The sequence below is a fragment of the Micromonospora sp. NPDC049301 genome, assembly GCF_040678715.1.
Taxonomy (GTDB): Bacteria; Actinomycetota; Actinomycetes; order Mycobacteriales; family Micromonosporaceae; genus Micromonospora.
Genome location: NZ_JBFAQO010000005.1, coordinates 299,695 through 313,211, shown reverse-complemented (window position 1 = coordinate 313,211; position 13,517 = coordinate 299,695). Strand labels below are relative to the sequence as shown.

The following is a 13,517-nucleotide window of genomic DNA, read 5'->3' as shown; positions in this document are numbered from 1 at the left end:
GTGCCCCGCTGGCCCGAGCCGTGCGGGCCCGTCGACCGCGATCCCATCGACGGAAAGGCACCCCTCGTGACGTCCACCCCGGTCCGGGAACTCCGGATCACCGACCCGCAGGCCGGGCCGTACGGCATCACCACCGGCCCCGACGGCGCGCTCTGGCTGACCCTGGTCCACGCCGGCGCGATCGCCCGGGTGGACGTGGACGGTTCGGTCCGACGCTGGCCGGCCGGCGGGCCGGGCAGCCGGCCACTGATCGTCACTCCCGGTCCGGACGGCGCGCTCTGGTTCACCCGCTCCGGGGACGACCGGGTCGGCCGGATCACCACCGACGGGGAGCAGAGCGAGGTCGCGCTGCCGGCCGGCACCGGCCCGTGCGGCATCGCGGCGGGCCCGGACGGCGCCCTCTGGTACGCCGGGATGAGCTCAGACACCGTCGGACGGGTGAGTACCGACGGCGTGGTCACCGAGGTGCCGTTGCCGGTCTCCGGGGCGTACGCCTCGATGGTGGCGGCCGGGCCGGACGGCGCCGTCTGGTGCACCCTCAACCAGGGGAACGCGATCGCCCGGGTGGGCATGGATGGCGGCGTCCGGGTGCACCCGTTGCCCACCGGGGGCGCCGCGCCGGTCGGCATCACCGCGGGCGTGGACGGGGCGCTCTGGTTCGTGGAGATCGCGGCCGGTCAGGTCGGCCGGATCACCCCGGACGGCCGGATCGAGGAGTACCCGCTGCCGGACCGGTCGGCCCGGCCGCACGCCATCGTCGCCGACCCGGCCGGCGGCGTCTGGTTCACCGAGTGGGCCGGCAACCGGATCGGCCACGTCGACCCGACCGGCCGCGTCGACACCTACGAGCTGCCCACCCCGAACTCCGAGCCGCACGGCCTCACTGTCACCCTCGACGGCACCGTCCACGCCGCCCTGGAAACCGGCCACCTGGCCCAACTGACGCCCTGACCCGGGCCGCCAACGGTCCGGTGATCATGAGGTTGGCGGGCCGAACGGCAGGCAGCCGTCCCGCCAACCTCATGATCACCGCCTGGTAGCGGGGGGCGGGGGGGGTGGGGGGTGGGGGTGGGGGTTAGGTGACGGCGGGTTGGACGGTCAGGGTGGCTGTTTCGGTGTCGAGGGTGGCCGGCGTGCCGACCGGGACGGTGAGCTGACCGGGGCCGTGGCCGATCGGCAGCCCACCGAGCACCGGGACGCCGAGGTCACCGAGGCGTTCGCCGAGCACGTCGACGATCGTGGTCTCCCAGGCGTCGGCGCAGTCGGTGAACTGCCCGACCGCCACCCCGGCCAACCCGTCCAGCGCGCCGGCCCGGCGCAGGTGGGTGAGCATCCGGTCGACCTTGTACGGGGGTTCCTGCACGTCCTCGATCAACAGCACCGCCCCGGTCAGGTCGGGCAGGTCCGGTGTGCCGATCGACGCGGCGATCATGCACAGGTTGCCGCCGAGCAGGGTGCCGGTGGCCCGACCCGGAACGCGTACCGGACAGGTCTCCTCGCCGGCCACGGCGGTGACCGTCACCGGCTCGGTCGTCATCAGCGCGGCGTGCAGCGACTCGGCCGAGCGCAGCGGGGTGCGTTCATCCCGCCAGGCCGCCCCCGGGCCGTGCACCCCGGCGAGCCGGGCGCCCCGCCACAGCGCGAACTGCAGCGCGGTGATGTCCGAGAACCCGGCCACCACCTTCGGGTCGCGGCGGACCGCGGCCATGTCGATGGCGTCCACCACCCGCTGGGCGCCGTACCCACCGCGGGTGCAGATCACCCCGCGCACCTGCGGGTCGGCGAACGCCGCGTTCAGGTCGGCGGCGCGCAGCTCGTCCGCACCGGCCAGGTAGCCCTGCCGGGCGTACGCGTTCGGCGCCGGCACCGGTCGCAGGCCCCAGCCGGTGAGCAGCTCCATCCCGCGGGCAACCCGCTCCGGCGACGTCGGCCCGGACGGCGACACCAGCAGCACCGTGTCACCCGGGCGCAGCGCGGGCGGGCGGACGACGGTCAGGTCCTCGCTGATCACAACCGCAGAGCCTATCGACCCGCTGTCCCGGCGGCCGGGGACACGGTCCGCTGTCCGGGCGGCCGGGGGCACGGTGGCGGCGGGGAGGGCAAGGGGCCGTGGCGGGGCGTGGCGCCCGACGGCGCACCGGCTAGCCTCGACGGGTGGCAACCGCGCTGGTGATCGAGAACGACCCGTCGGACGACCTGCGCCGACTGGGCGAGTGGCTGACCGAGGCCGGGCTGGAGCTGTGGGTGGTCCGCCCGCACGCCGGCGACGAGCTCCCCGCCGACCTCGAGGGGTACGCGGCGCTCGTGGTGCTCGGCGGCGAGCAGCAGGCGTACCCGCTGCCGGACGGCTCGCCCGGCGCACCCTGGTTCCCGGCGGTGGAAGGTCTGCTGCGCAAGGCGGTCCGGCACCGGGTGCCGACCCTGGCCGTCTGCCTGGGCGCGCAGTTGCTCGCCACCGCCCACGCCGGGCTGGTCGAGCGGAGCCCGTCCGGGCCGGAGATCGGCCCCGGCGTGGTCGGCCGGCGGGACGCCGCCGAGAACGACCCGCTGTTCCGGTACGTGCCGCTGATCCCGGACGTGCTCCAGTGGCACTACGACGAGATCACCGAGCTGCCCCGGGGCGCGACCCTGCTGGCCGCCTCCACCCGCTACCCGAACCAGGCGTTCCGGCTCGGCGACCGGGCGTGGGGGCTGCAGTTCCACATCGAGTGCGACACCGCGATGATCGCCGACTGGGCAGCCGACTCGGCCGCCCTCGCCGAGCTGGGCTACGACCCGGAGCTGGTGATAGCGGCCTGCGCCTCGGTCATGGTCGACATCGAGGAGGTCTGGCAGCCGTTCGCCGCCCGGTTCGCCGCGCTGGCCCTCGGCGAGCTGGACGACAGCACCACGCGGCGTGGCCTGCCGCTGCTCGGGCACGGATGAGCCGGCCGACCAGGGCACCGGGCCGGCTCGCCCGGTACGGCTTCGGCACCGCTGAGGGCGACGGCGGGGCGCGCGCCGCCGACCTGCTCGGCCCGGACGGGCTGCGGCTGTGGCGGCCGGCCGATCAGGAGCCGGTCGACGAGCAGGCCGCGGAGCTGCTCGCCGCGCTGTCCCGGGCCGCAGACCCGGACCTGGCGCTGCGTCAGCTGCACCGCATCGTCGAGGCGGAACGCCGTACCAGCGGCGGCACCGCATCCAGCGCGACGACCGTCGGCGACGGCGATCTCGCCGGGTCGCCGCTGCTCGCGGAGCTGCACGCCGATCCGGGGTTGCGGCGGCGGCTGATCGCGGTGCTCGGCGCCTCCGCGGCGCTCGGCGACCACCTGGTCGCCCACCCCGAGCACCACGCGGCGCTGCGCACCGCCCCGGACGGGCTCGCGCCCACCGCCGAGGGCCGGCTGGAGCTGATCGGCGACGGCAACCCGGTGGCGGTGCTGCGGTCCGCGTACCGCCTGGCCCTGTTGCGGATCGCGGCGGCCGACCTGACCGGCGGACGCGGCCTGGAGCAGACCATGGCGGCGCTCTCCGCGCTGGCGGACGCGACGCTGGCCGCGGCGTACGAGATCGCGGTCGCGGAGCTGCCGGAGGGCACCGCGCGGCCCCGGCTGGCCGTGGTGGCGATGGGCAAGTGCGGCGGCGGCGAGCTGAACTACGTCTCCGACGTGGACGTGATCTTCGTGGCGGCCGAGGACGTCGACCTCTCCGCCGCCACCATGGTGGCGACCCGGCTGATCCACATCTGCGGGCTGGTCGCCTGGCCGGTGGATGCGGCGCTGCGTCCGGAGGGCAACCGGGGGCCGCTGGTGCGGACCCTCGCCAGCCACCTGGCCTACTACCGCCGGTGGGCGCGCACCTGGGAGTTCCAGGCGCTGCTCAAGGCCCGTCCGGCCGCCGGTGACCTGCCGCTGGCCCAGGAGTGGATCGACCAGCTCGCGCCGCTGGTGTGGCGGGCGGCGGAACGGCCGGAGGCGGTCGAGGACGTCCGCGCGATGCGGCGCCGGATCATCGACAACATCCCGCCGAAGGAGCTGGAGCGCGAGATCAAGCGCGGTCCCGGCGGGCTGCGCGACATCGAGTTCGCCGTGCAGCTGTTGCAGCTCGTGCACGGTCGCGTCGACGAGACGCTGCGCGTACCCGGCACCATCCCGGCGTTGCGGGCGCTCGTCGCCGGCGGCTACGTCGGCCGTGCCGACGGCGAGGCGCTGCTGCGTGGCTACCGCTTCCTGCGCACCGTCGAGCACCGGCTCCAGTTGCAGGGCCTGCGCCGCACCCACACCGTGCCCACCGAGCCGGCCGCGCTGCGCTGGCTCGCCGCCGCGCTGGACTACACGGCCACGCCGGGGCGCAGCGCCGTCGAGGCCTTCCGGGCCGAGTGGGTGACCCACGCCGCCGAGGTACGCCGGCTGCACGCCAAGCTGCTGTACCGGCCGCTGCTGGAGTCGGTCGCCCGGGTGCCGGCCGACGGGCTGCGGCTCACCCCGGAGGCGGCCCGGCGCCGGCTGGAGATCCTCGGCTTCGCCGACCCCGCCGGGGCGCTGCGTCACCTCCAGGCCCTCACCGGCGGGGTGAGCCGCACCGCCGCCATCCAGCGGACCCTGCTGCCGGTGCTGCTCAGCGAGTTCGCCGACGCGCCCGAGCCGGACCGGGGGCTGCTCAACTACCGCACGCTCTCCGACAAGCTCGGCAGCACCCCCTGGTACCTGCGGCTGCTGCGCGACGGTGGCCCGGTCGCCCGGCGGCTGGCCCGCGTCCTCGCCCTCTCCCGGTACGTCGCGGACCTGCTCGCCCGGGACCCGGAGGCGCTGCGGCTGCTGGCCGAGGAGAACGAGCTGGTGCCCCGCCCGCGCGAGGTGCTCCGGGACGGGTTCCTCGCGGCGGCGGCCCGGCACACCGACCCGGTCGAGGCCACCCGGGCGGTGCGCGCCCTGCGCCGCCGGGAGCTGGTCCGGGTGGCCTGCGCCGACGTGCTCTGCCGGGCCGGTTCGCTCGCGCCCACCCCCACCCGCACGGACGGCGGGAACCGGCAGGCCCTCGGGCTGGCCGACATCACCGCGGTCGGCACGGCGCTCGCCGACGTCACCGACGCCACCCTGGCCGCGGCGCTGCGGGCCGCCGAGGCCAGCCAGCCGGCGCCACCCGGACTGCGGTTCGCGGTGATCGGTATGGGCCGGCTCGGCGGGTACGAGTCGAACTACCTCTCCGACGCCGACGTGCTCTTCGTCTACGACCCGCCCGATGGGAGCGCCGACAGCGCGGCCAGCGCCGCCGCCCACGCGATCGCCGAGGAGCTGCGCCGGCTGCTCGGCATGCCCGCTCCCGACCCGCCGCTCGGCGTCGACGCCGACCTGCGCCCCGAGGGCCGGCAAGGCCCGTTGGTGCGCAGCCTCGCCGCGTACGCCCAGTACTACGCCCGCTGGTCGCGGGTGTGGGAGGCGCAGGCGCTGCTGCGCGCCCGGTTCGTCTGCGGCGACGCCGACCTGGGCGCCGAGTTCGAGGCGATGATCGACCCGGTGCGCTACCCGGCCGAGGGGCTCACCCGCGAGCAGATCGTCGAGATCCGCCGGATCAAGGCCCGGGTGGAGACCGAGCGGCTGCCCCGCGGCGCCGACCCGGCCACCCACACCAAGCTGGGCCGTGGCGGGCTGGCCGACGTCGAGTGGGCGGTGCAGCTCGTCCAGCTCCGGCACGCCGGCAGGGTCCCGGCGCTGCGCGGCACGCGTACCCTCGACGCGCTCGCGGCCGCCGAGAAGGCCGGCCTGATCGACCCGGCGGACGCCGCGGAGATGGCCGCCGGCTGGTCGCTGGCGGCGCAGGTCCGTAACGCGTTGATGCTGGTCCGTGGCCGTGCCGGCGACCAACTGCCCCGGCACGGGGTCGAGCTGGCCGGGGTGGTGGAGCTGCTCGGCAGGGACGACCCGGGGGAGTTCCTCGACGAGTACCTGCGCACCGGCCGCCGCTCCCGTGCCGCCGCCCAGCGCGTGCTGGAGGCGTGAGCGTCAGCTGCCGAGCGTGTACTCGCCGGGGCGGGGGACGGTGACGGTCGTCCATTCCCCGGCGGCCATGACCGTGGCGCCGCCGGACGCGGCCAGCCACCGGCTGTGCCGGACGCGGACGGCCACCGGGCCGGCGCTCGGGGCGCGGAAGGTCACCGTCGCGCCGTCGGCGCGGACCAGTTCGGCCGGAGCGGCGACCAGTGGCGAGGGGTCGGCCACCGCCCAGACCCGCCAGTGCGGGCCGGACCAGACCGGCGTCAGGTACGGCAACCCGCCCTCGACCAGCTCCGCCTCGGCCCGCCCCACCCAGGACAGCGGGGCGTCCGGCAGCGCCACGTACTGCACGGCGTTCTCGGTCAGCCACTCCCGGTAGCTGGCCGCGGTCAGCGGCACGCCGGTGCCGGCCGCTCCGGGCACCGTGGTGAAGAACAGCGGGTTGCGGTCGATGTCGGCCTGCCGCAGCCAGCCCCGGGCCAGCGGCACCTCGCCGAGGCGGGCCGCCTCCCAGTAGTTGCGGGTCGGTGGCACCTCGACCCGGCCGGTCAGCCGCTGCCCGGCCAGGAACGCGCGCAGCGGCGCGTGGTAACCCGGCGCGCTGGTCGGGTCGCCGATGCTGCGCAGGTCGGCGGGGACCACCGGCGGCTGCCAGACGCAGACCGCCACCAGCAGCGCCGTCAGGCCGACGCCGCCCAGCACCCGGGCCCGCCGCGCGGTGCGCGGGACCGCGTCGTCGGACGGGGCGGACCGGCGGGTCAGCCGGGCGGGGAGCCGGGCCGGTGGGCGGGCGGCGGCGGCCAGCAGCGGCAGCGCGAACATCGTCGCCAGCCGGGTCGCGTTCAACCCCACCGGAGTATGCACCAGGGCGGCGGCGAGCACCCCGGCCGCGGCGAGCAACGCGCCGACCCGCACCGGCCGGTACGCCACCAGCGCGGCGACCACCAGACTGGTCACCACCGCGCGCAGCGCGTCGGTGCGGCTGATGTTCATCCAGCCGCCGTCACCGAAAAGCAGGGCGGTCGCGGCCAGCGGTACGGCCGCCGCGACCCCGAGTGCCAGGCCGTCGGCGTACCGGCGGGTGAGCAGCAGCGCGACGCCGGCGAGGCCGACGAAGAGGCCGGCCACCGGGCTGGTCGCCGAGGCCAGCAGCGCCCCGGCCGCGGCGAGCCCGAGCCGCCACCAGGCCGAACGCCGCCGGCCAGGGGGTACACGTCGAGTGAGAGCGAGCAGGGACGCCAGCCCGAACGCCACGCCGAGGGCGTAGGTGACTCGGCCGGAGACCAGGTTGCCGGCCAGCGTGACCACCCCAACCAGGCTGCCCAGCAGGGGTCGGGGCACCTCGCCACGCACCAGCAGCGCCGCCAGCGCGGCGGCCGACGCCACCAGCGCCAGCGCGCCGGTCACCCGCACGCCGAGCAGCGCCATCACCGGCTGGGACAGCAGACTGTAGCCAAACTGCTGCACCCCGCCGTACCAGCGCAGGTCCACCGGGGTCGGACCGTGGGCGGCGAAGAAGTCGGCCCGGGCCACCTGCGCGGCGAGATCCGACCCCATCAGCGGCAGGGTCAGCCAGAGCGCGCCGAGCACGGCGGCGGAACCGGTGGCCACCGCCACCACCCGACTGCGCCGCATGCCCACCTCCGTACCGCGACCACCGTACTGGCAGCATGTCGGGCGTGCCTCACCACCTCGCGCGTTGGACCGGACTGGCGGGATCGGCGCTGCTCGCCGTCGCCGCGTTCCTCGGCGGCGCCCTGCCCGGCTCACCCCTGCGCCCCACCCCGGTCAGCATCTGGCAGGGGCCGAACGGGCCGCTTGTCATCGCCCTCTGGCTGGTCGGCACCGCGCTGATGGCCGGTGCCTGGTGGGCGCTGCGCGAGAAGGTGTCGTCGACCCGCTGGGCGTTGGTGACCGTCGGGCTCTGGCTGCTGCCGGTGCTGATCGCGCCGCCGCTGGCCAGCCGGGACGTCTACGCGTACGCCTGCCAGGGCGCCAGCTACGCCGCCGGGCTCAACCCGTACGAGCAGGGCGTCTCCGCGTTGCCCTGCCCCTGGCTGGACACCATCTCCTACATCTGGCGGGACACCCCGGCACCGTACGGCCCGCTGTTCGTGGTGCTCTCCGGCGCGGTGGTCACGGCGACCGGGTCGCTCACCGGCGCGATCGTGGCGTTCCGGCTGATCGCGGTGGCCGGGGTGGCGCTCACCGCGGTCAGCCTGCCGGTGCTGGCCCGGCGGGCCGGCGTACCGGCCGGTCGGGCGATCTGGTTGGCGCTGGCCTGCCCGCTGGTCGCCGTGCACCTGGTCTCCGGCGCGCACAACGACGCCCTGATGGTCGGCCTGCTGGTCGCCGGGCTGGCGGTGATCGCCTCCCGACCGGGCCGCCCCGGCCCGCTGCTCGCCGGTGGAGTGCTGCTCGGGCTCGCCGCCGCGATCAAGGTGACCGCGCTGGTCGTGGTGCCGTTCGCCGCCCTCGCCGCGATCGTCGGCGGGTACTCGATCCGGGCGTTGATCCGGCACGGCGGGTGGGTGGTCGGCGGCGCGGTGGCCGTCGTGGTCGGGGTGACCTTCGCCGCCGGGCTGGACTTCGGCTGGGTCGGTGGGCTGGCCCGTGGCGGCGACGTGATCGCCTGGACCTCGCCGTCCACGGCGGTCGGGCAGACCGTCGGCTACCTGGCGGTGCCCTTCGGCGGGCACGTCGACGCGCTGCCGGCGACCCGGGGGATCGGCATGGCCGTGCTGGCGTTGCTGCTGGTCTGGCTCTGGTGGCGGGCCCGCACCCGGGAGCCGCTGTGGCACGCCGCCCTGGCGCTGGCGGCCACGGTCGCCCTGGCGCCCCTGTACCACCCCTGGTACTGGATCTGGCCGCTGGCCGTGCTCGCGGCGACCGCCCGGCGAACCGGATGGTTCACCGTGGTGGCCCTGGTCTCGTCGTTCCTGGTGCTGCCGGACGGCACCGGGCTGCCCAGGTTCACCAAGTCGGTCGGGGCGCCGCTGATGACGCTGTTGGTGATCGTGCTGGTCATCCGGTTGGTACGGTCGGCTCGGGCGGCCCGTCAGCCGGTCGCCGCCGACTGAGGGAAGGTGCGCCGGTGACCGATCCCGGCGCCGTGCCCGCCCCACCCCGATCCGCCGCCGCACCCGGCCCGCGCGTCGCCCGCTACGCCGGCCTGGCCGGCGCGATCCTGCTCACCGTGGCCGGGTATCTCGGCGGGGCGCTGCCCGACTCCCCGCTGGGCGCGACGCCGGTGTCGATCTGGCACTCCCCGGGCGGCCAGGCGACGCTGACCTGCTGGCTGGTCGGCACGGCGCTGCTGGTAGGGGCCTGGTGGTCACTGCGCGCCGGTGCGCCGTCGGGCCGCTGGGCGTACGTCACCGCCGGGCTGTGGGTTCTACCGCTGCTGGTCGCGCCGCCGCTGGGCAGCCGGGACGTCTACTCGTACGCCTGCCAGGGCTGGACGTACGCGCAGGGCCTCGACCCGTACGCGACTCCGGTGGCGGCGGCGGGCTGCCCGTGGCTGGACGCGGTGGCACCGATCTGGCGGGACACCCCCGCCCCGTACGGGCCGGTCTTCGTGCTGCTGGCGGCGCTCGCGGTCGGCCTCGGCGGCGGGCTCACCGGCGCGATCGTGCTGCTGCGGGTGATCGCGGTGGCGGGGCTGTTGCTGGCCGCGCTCTGCCTGCCCGGGCTGGCCCGCGCGGCGGGCGTGCCGACCCGACGGGCCGCCTGGCTGACGTTGGCCGCACCGCTGGTCGGGGTGCACCTGGTGGCCGGGGCGCACAACGACGCGCTGATGCTGGGTCTGCTGCTGTGCGGGCTGCTGATCGTGGTCCGCCGGCCGGGCCGGCCGGTGCCGCTGCTGCTCGCCGGGGCGCTGCTCGGACTGGCCGTGACCGTGAAGGCGAGCGCCGTGGTGGTGGTGCCGTTCGCCGCGCTGGCCGCGGTGCACGGCCGGTACACCGTCCGGGCGCTGCTGCGCGACGGCGGCCGGCTGGCCGCCGGGCTGGTGGCCGCGCTGCTGGTCACCTCGGCGCTGCCCGGTCTCGGGTTCGGCTGGGTGGGTGGGCTGACCCGCAGCGGAGACTCCGAGCAGTGGACGTCGCCGCCCACCGCCGTCGGCCTGGTGGTGGACTACGCCGGCGGGCTGGCCGGGCGGGACCCGCAGGCGGTACCGGCGATCCGGGCGGTGGCGCTGCTACTGCTCGCGGTCGTGCTGGCGATCCTCTGGTGGCGGGCCTGGCGGGAGCTGCGGCGGTTGGACCACGGGCGGCAGCCCTGGGCTGGGCAGGTCTCGGCCCGGCCCAGGGTCGCGCTGCACGGTGCCGGCCTGGCCCTGGCCGCCACCGTTGTCCTGTCCCCGGTCTTCCACCCCTGGTACGCGACCTGGCCGCTGGCGCTGCTGGCGCTCACCGCCGTACGGACGACGTGGTTCGTGCTGCCGGTCGCGGTGGCGGCCTTCCTCGCCCTGCCCGACGGCACCAACCTGGCCCGCTTCGCCAAGGCCCCCGGCGCTCTGGCGATGACCGCCCTGTTGCTGGCGTTGGCCGTCCGGGGTGTGCTGCGCCTGCGCCGCCCCTAGGTGGTCGCTGCGCCGGCGCGAGCGGCGAGCCGGGCAGGTCGAGGAGAGGCCGTCATGCGCCGACCGCCCGCGTCCACCGGGAGCGCATGGCGAGCGCCAGCGGCAGCAGTGCGGGGCCGACCAGCGCGACCAGGACAGCCGTCGCGGCGAGCGCCGCCCAGCTCGGGACGACCGTGGCCGGCACGCTGTCCAACGCCCCCGCCAGCGGGTGCAGGGCCAGCAGACCCACCGGGGTGAGCAGGATCAGGACGGCCCAGCCGCCCCGGAGGTCGCTCCGCAGTGCCAGCCCCGCGCCGAGCAGCACCGCCACGGCGAGCACCGCCACGGCGGCGCTCGGCAGGATCGGAACAACCGTCCAGGTGTGGTAGCTCGACGCGAACACACTCGGAGACAGCAGAGTCGTCCCCATGAGGCCGGTGCCGCTGGCGGCCAGCAGCGGCACCGCCCGCAGCGTCGCCGGCAGTCCGTCGGATGCGCCGAGCGCAACCAGGCCCAACCCGATCTGCGGCAGCAGCACGAACAGCGGCGGGCGCGGCAGACCGGTGAGTGCGGCGGCCGGGACGAGTGCGACCGTGAGGAGCAGCGCGACCGCGACCGCGCGCCGGGACCACCGGCCGGGTGTCAGGGCATGCACCACGGCGGCGAGCAGCCAGCCGGTCCACGCCACGATGCCGAGCGAGACGAACGGCCCGGCGGTCGGCTCGCCGAAACCGGCCGGCGCGGGGCGTAGCTCCAGCACCATCCAGACCCCGGCCAGGGAGGTGGCGGCGACCAGGGCCAGGGCGGCCGCGAGGCGTACACCCGGCACCAGGTCGGCCGCTCCGGTGACGCGAACCCGCTGGCGGAGCCCGCCGCGCAGGACGTCCACGGCGTCCGCTGGCGAGGGCCAGCGGCGATCCGGCGCGGCCAGGTCCAGGTACGTGCCGACGATCTCGGCACCACGCGAGCGCCGGTAGTCGGCGGGGTAGGCGAGCAGCAGCCACAGGTAACGACGCTCAAGATCGGTCATGCCAGCCCTCCGGCTACTCGCGGGGTGATCGGTCGGGCGGCGCGAGCCCGGTCGGCGAGCCGGGTGGTGGCCGCCTCGACGTTGCGACGTAGCCGCTCGGTCTCGGCGCTCAGGGTGGCGTCACCGGCAGGGGAGAGCCGGTAGTAGCGGCGCAGCCGGCTGTCCACCACCTCCTCCCGGTCGACTTCGACGAGACCGGCGTCGACCAGCCGGTCGAGCGCCCCGTACAGCGTCCCGGGGCGGAGCGACACGCGATTGTCGGAGAGGACGGCGACCTCGCGGATCAGCCCGTAGCCATGCATCGGCTCGGCGGCAAGCGCGGTGAGGATCAGGAAGGTGGGTTCCCGCAGCGGTGTATCCATGGCCGTAATATATCGGATCCGAAGGTATAGCGGGGGGCGTTATAAAGCCGCCGGGCCGGCCCCGCGATCGCGGAGCCGGCCCGGCCGGTGATCGAGCGACTGCTCAGCAGTCGTAGTACATGGCGAACTCGTGCGGGGTCGGGCGCAGGCGCACCGGGTCGACCTCGTTGGCCCGCTTCCAGTCGACCCAGGTGGAGATCAGGTCGGGGGTGAAGACGCCGCCGTCGAGCAGGTAGTCGTGGTCGGCCTCGAGCGAGTCGAGCACGGCCGGCAGCGAGCCCGGCACCTGCTTGACGTCGCCCCACTCCTCCGGCGGGAGGTCGTACAGGTCCTTGTCGATCGGCGTCGGCGGCTCGATCTTGCTCTTGATGCCGTCCAGGCCGGCCATCATCATGGCCGAGAAGGCCAGGTAGACGTTTGCCGACGGGTCCGGGACGCGGAACTCGACGCGCTTGGCCTTCGGGTTGCTGCCGGTCACCGGGATGCGGGTGCAGGCGGAGCGGTTGCGCTGCGAGTAGACCAGGTTGACCGGCGCTTCGAAGCCCGGCACCAGGCGGCGGTACGAGTTGATCGTCGGGTTGGTGAAGGCCAACAGCGACGGCGCGTGGTGCAACAGGCCACCGATGTACCAGCGGGCCATGTCGGACAGGCCGGCATAGCCGGTCTCGTCGTAGAACAGGGGTTCGCCGTTGAGCCAGAGGCTCTGGTGGGTGTGCATGCCGGAACCGTTGTCGCCGAACAGCGGCTTGGGCATGAAGGTCGCGGTCTTGCCGTTGGCCCAGGCCTCGTTCTTCACGATGTACTTGAAGAGCTGGAGCTGGTCGCCGGCGTGCAGCAGGGTGGAGAACCGGTAGTTGATCTCGGACTGGCCGGCGGTGCCCACCTCGTGGTGCGAGCGCTCCACGTTGAAGCCGGTGTCGACGAGCCGGCGCACGATCGAGTCACGCAGGTCGGCGTAGTGGTCGACCGGCGGAACCGGGAAGTAGCCACCCTTGTAGGCGGTCTTGTAGCCGCGGTTGCCGCCCGGCTCCTCGCGGCCGGTGTTCCAGGCGCCCTCGATCGAGTCGATGTAGTAGAACGACTGGTGCGCCGAGGTCTCGTGGCGGATCGAGTCGAAGATGTAGAACTCCGCCTCGGCGCCGAAGTAGGCGGTGTCGGCGATGCCGCTCGCCGCCAGGTACGCCTCGGCCTTCTTCGCCACGTTGCGCGGGTCGCGGCTGTAGGCCTCGCGGGTGAACGGGTCGTGGATGAAGAAGTTCAGCGCGAGGGTCTTCTGCGCGCGGAACGGGTCGATGAACGCGGTGGCGACGTCCGGGAGCAGGAGCATGTCCGACTCGTGGATCGCCTGGAAACCGCGGATCGACGAACCGTCGAACGCGAGGCCGTCGGTGAACAGGTCGTCGTTGACGGACTCGACCGGCAGGTTGAAGTGCTGCATCACGCCGGGCAGGTCACAGAAACGTACGTCGACGAACTTCACGTCCTCGTTCTTGAGGTATCGCAGCAGTTCCTCGGGATTGGCGAACACACGTCCTCCTGGCACGTCCACGGGGTGGCTGGGCTTCTGGCGACGCTATGACCAGGCGGTTGCC

At 75.1% G+C, this 13,517-nt stretch carries 10 protein-coding genes; 5 read left to right on the top strand and 5 right to left on the bottom strand.

Going from position 1 to position 13,517, the window contains the following annotated elements; translation table 11 throughout:
* Positions 1–66 precede the first annotated feature (66 nt).
* On the top strand, positions 67–951 hold the full coding sequence (locus AB0K07_RS17235) for a virginiamycin B lyase (RefSeq protein WP_363756102.1): 885 nt from the start codon (positions 67–69) through the stop codon (positions 949–951).
* Positions 952–1,075: 124 nt separating this feature from the next.
* Here the strand turns inward: AB0K07_RS17235 and AB0K07_RS17230 are convergent, their stop codons facing one another.
* The gene (locus AB0K07_RS17230; RefSeq protein WP_363756100.1) at positions 1,076–2,011 is read right to left on the bottom strand and encodes an LD-carboxypeptidase; all 936 of its coding nucleotides are present in this window, start codon (positions 2,009–2,011) and stop codon (positions 1,076–1,078) included.
* 143 nt (positions 2,012–2,154) lie between these two features.
* Between AB0K07_RS17230 and AB0K07_RS17225 the strand changes: the two genes are divergently transcribed.
* Both AB0K07_RS17225 and AB0K07_RS17220 read left to right on the top strand, forming a co-directional pair.
* Positions 2,155–2,925: a type 1 glutamine amidotransferase gene (locus tag AB0K07_RS17225; protein ID WP_363756098.1), complete on the top strand. Its 771-nt coding sequence runs from the start codon at positions 2,155–2,157 to the stop codon at positions 2,923–2,925.
* The gene (locus tag AB0K07_RS17220) at positions 2,922–5,978 is read left to right on the top strand and encodes a bifunctional [glutamine synthetase] adenylyltransferase/[glutamine synthetase]-adenylyl-L-tyrosine phosphorylase (RefSeq protein WP_363756096.1); all 3,057 of its coding nucleotides are present in this window, start codon (positions 2,922–2,924) and stop codon (positions 5,976–5,978) included. Before AB0K07_RS17225 ends, AB0K07_RS17220 begins: the two co-directional genes overlap by 4 nt.
* 3 nt (positions 5,979–5,981) lie before the next feature.
* Here AB0K07_RS17220 and AB0K07_RS17215 read toward each other — a convergent pair whose 3' ends face one another.
* Positions 5,982–7,607, bottom strand: coding sequence for a hypothetical protein (locus tag AB0K07_RS17215; protein WP_363756094.1), 1,626 nt, complete (start codon positions 7,605–7,607; stop codon positions 5,982–5,984).
* A gap of 44 nt (positions 7,608–7,651) precedes the next feature.
* On the opposite strand from AB0K07_RS17215, the gene mptB (AB0K07_RS17210) reads away from it, so the two are divergent.
* Both mptB (AB0K07_RS17210) and mptB (AB0K07_RS17205) read left to right on the top strand, forming a co-directional pair.
* Entirely contained in the window at positions 7,652–9,052 is a 1,401-nt protein-coding gene (gene mptB / locus AB0K07_RS17210) for a polyprenol phosphomannose-dependent alpha 1,6 mannosyltransferase MptB (protein WP_363756092.1), read from the top strand.
* Between the two features lie 32 nt (positions 9,053–9,084).
* Positions 9,085–10,554 (top strand): polyprenol phosphomannose-dependent alpha 1,6 mannosyltransferase MptB, encoded by a 1,470-nt coding sequence (gene mptB, locus AB0K07_RS17205; protein ID WP_363756634.1) that lies wholly within the window; start codon positions 9,085–9,087, stop codon positions 10,552–10,554.
* A 52-nt stretch (positions 10,555–10,606) separates the two neighbouring features.
* Here the strand turns inward: mptB (AB0K07_RS17205) and AB0K07_RS17200 are convergent, their stop codons facing one another.
* The 3 genes from AB0K07_RS17200 to glnA all read right to left on the bottom strand — a co-directional run bounded on the left by AB0K07_RS17200 (position 10,607) and on the right by glnA (position 13,453).
* A complete protein-coding gene (locus tag AB0K07_RS17200) occupies positions 10,607–11,563 on the bottom strand; it encodes a hypothetical protein (RefSeq protein ID WP_363756090.1) in 957 nt (318 codons plus the stop codon).
* A complete protein-coding gene (locus tag AB0K07_RS17195) occupies positions 11,560–11,925 on the bottom strand; it encodes a helix-turn-helix transcriptional regulator (RefSeq protein WP_363756088.1) in 366 nt (121 codons plus the stop codon). Before AB0K07_RS17195 ends, AB0K07_RS17200 begins: the two co-directional genes overlap by 4 nt.
* A 103-nt stretch (positions 11,926–12,028) precedes the next feature.
* A complete protein-coding gene (gene glnA, locus AB0K07_RS17190; protein ID WP_363756086.1) occupies positions 12,029–13,453 on the bottom strand; it encodes a type I glutamate--ammonia ligase in 1,425 nt (474 codons plus the stop codon).
* Between the last annotated feature and the right edge of the window lie 64 nt (positions 13,454–13,517).

Excerpts from the sequence above, each read along its gene's own strand:
- AB0K07_RS17220 (WP_363756096.1), top strand. The coding sequence starts at position 2,922 with ATGAGCCGGCCGACCAGGGCACCGGGCCGGCTCGCCCGGTACGGCTTC.
- AB0K07_RS17215 (WP_363756094.1), bottom strand. The coding sequence starts at position 7,607 with ATGCGGCGCAGTCGGGTGGTGGCGGTGGCCACCGGTTCCGCCGCCGTG.
- AB0K07_RS17200 (WP_363756090.1), bottom strand. The coding sequence starts at position 11,563 with ATGACCGATCTTGAGCGTCGTTACCTGTGGCTGCTGCTCGCCTACCCC.
- AB0K07_RS17195 (WP_363756088.1), bottom strand. The coding sequence starts at position 11,925 with ATGGATACACCGCTGCGGGAACCCACCTTCCTGATCCTCACCGCGCTT.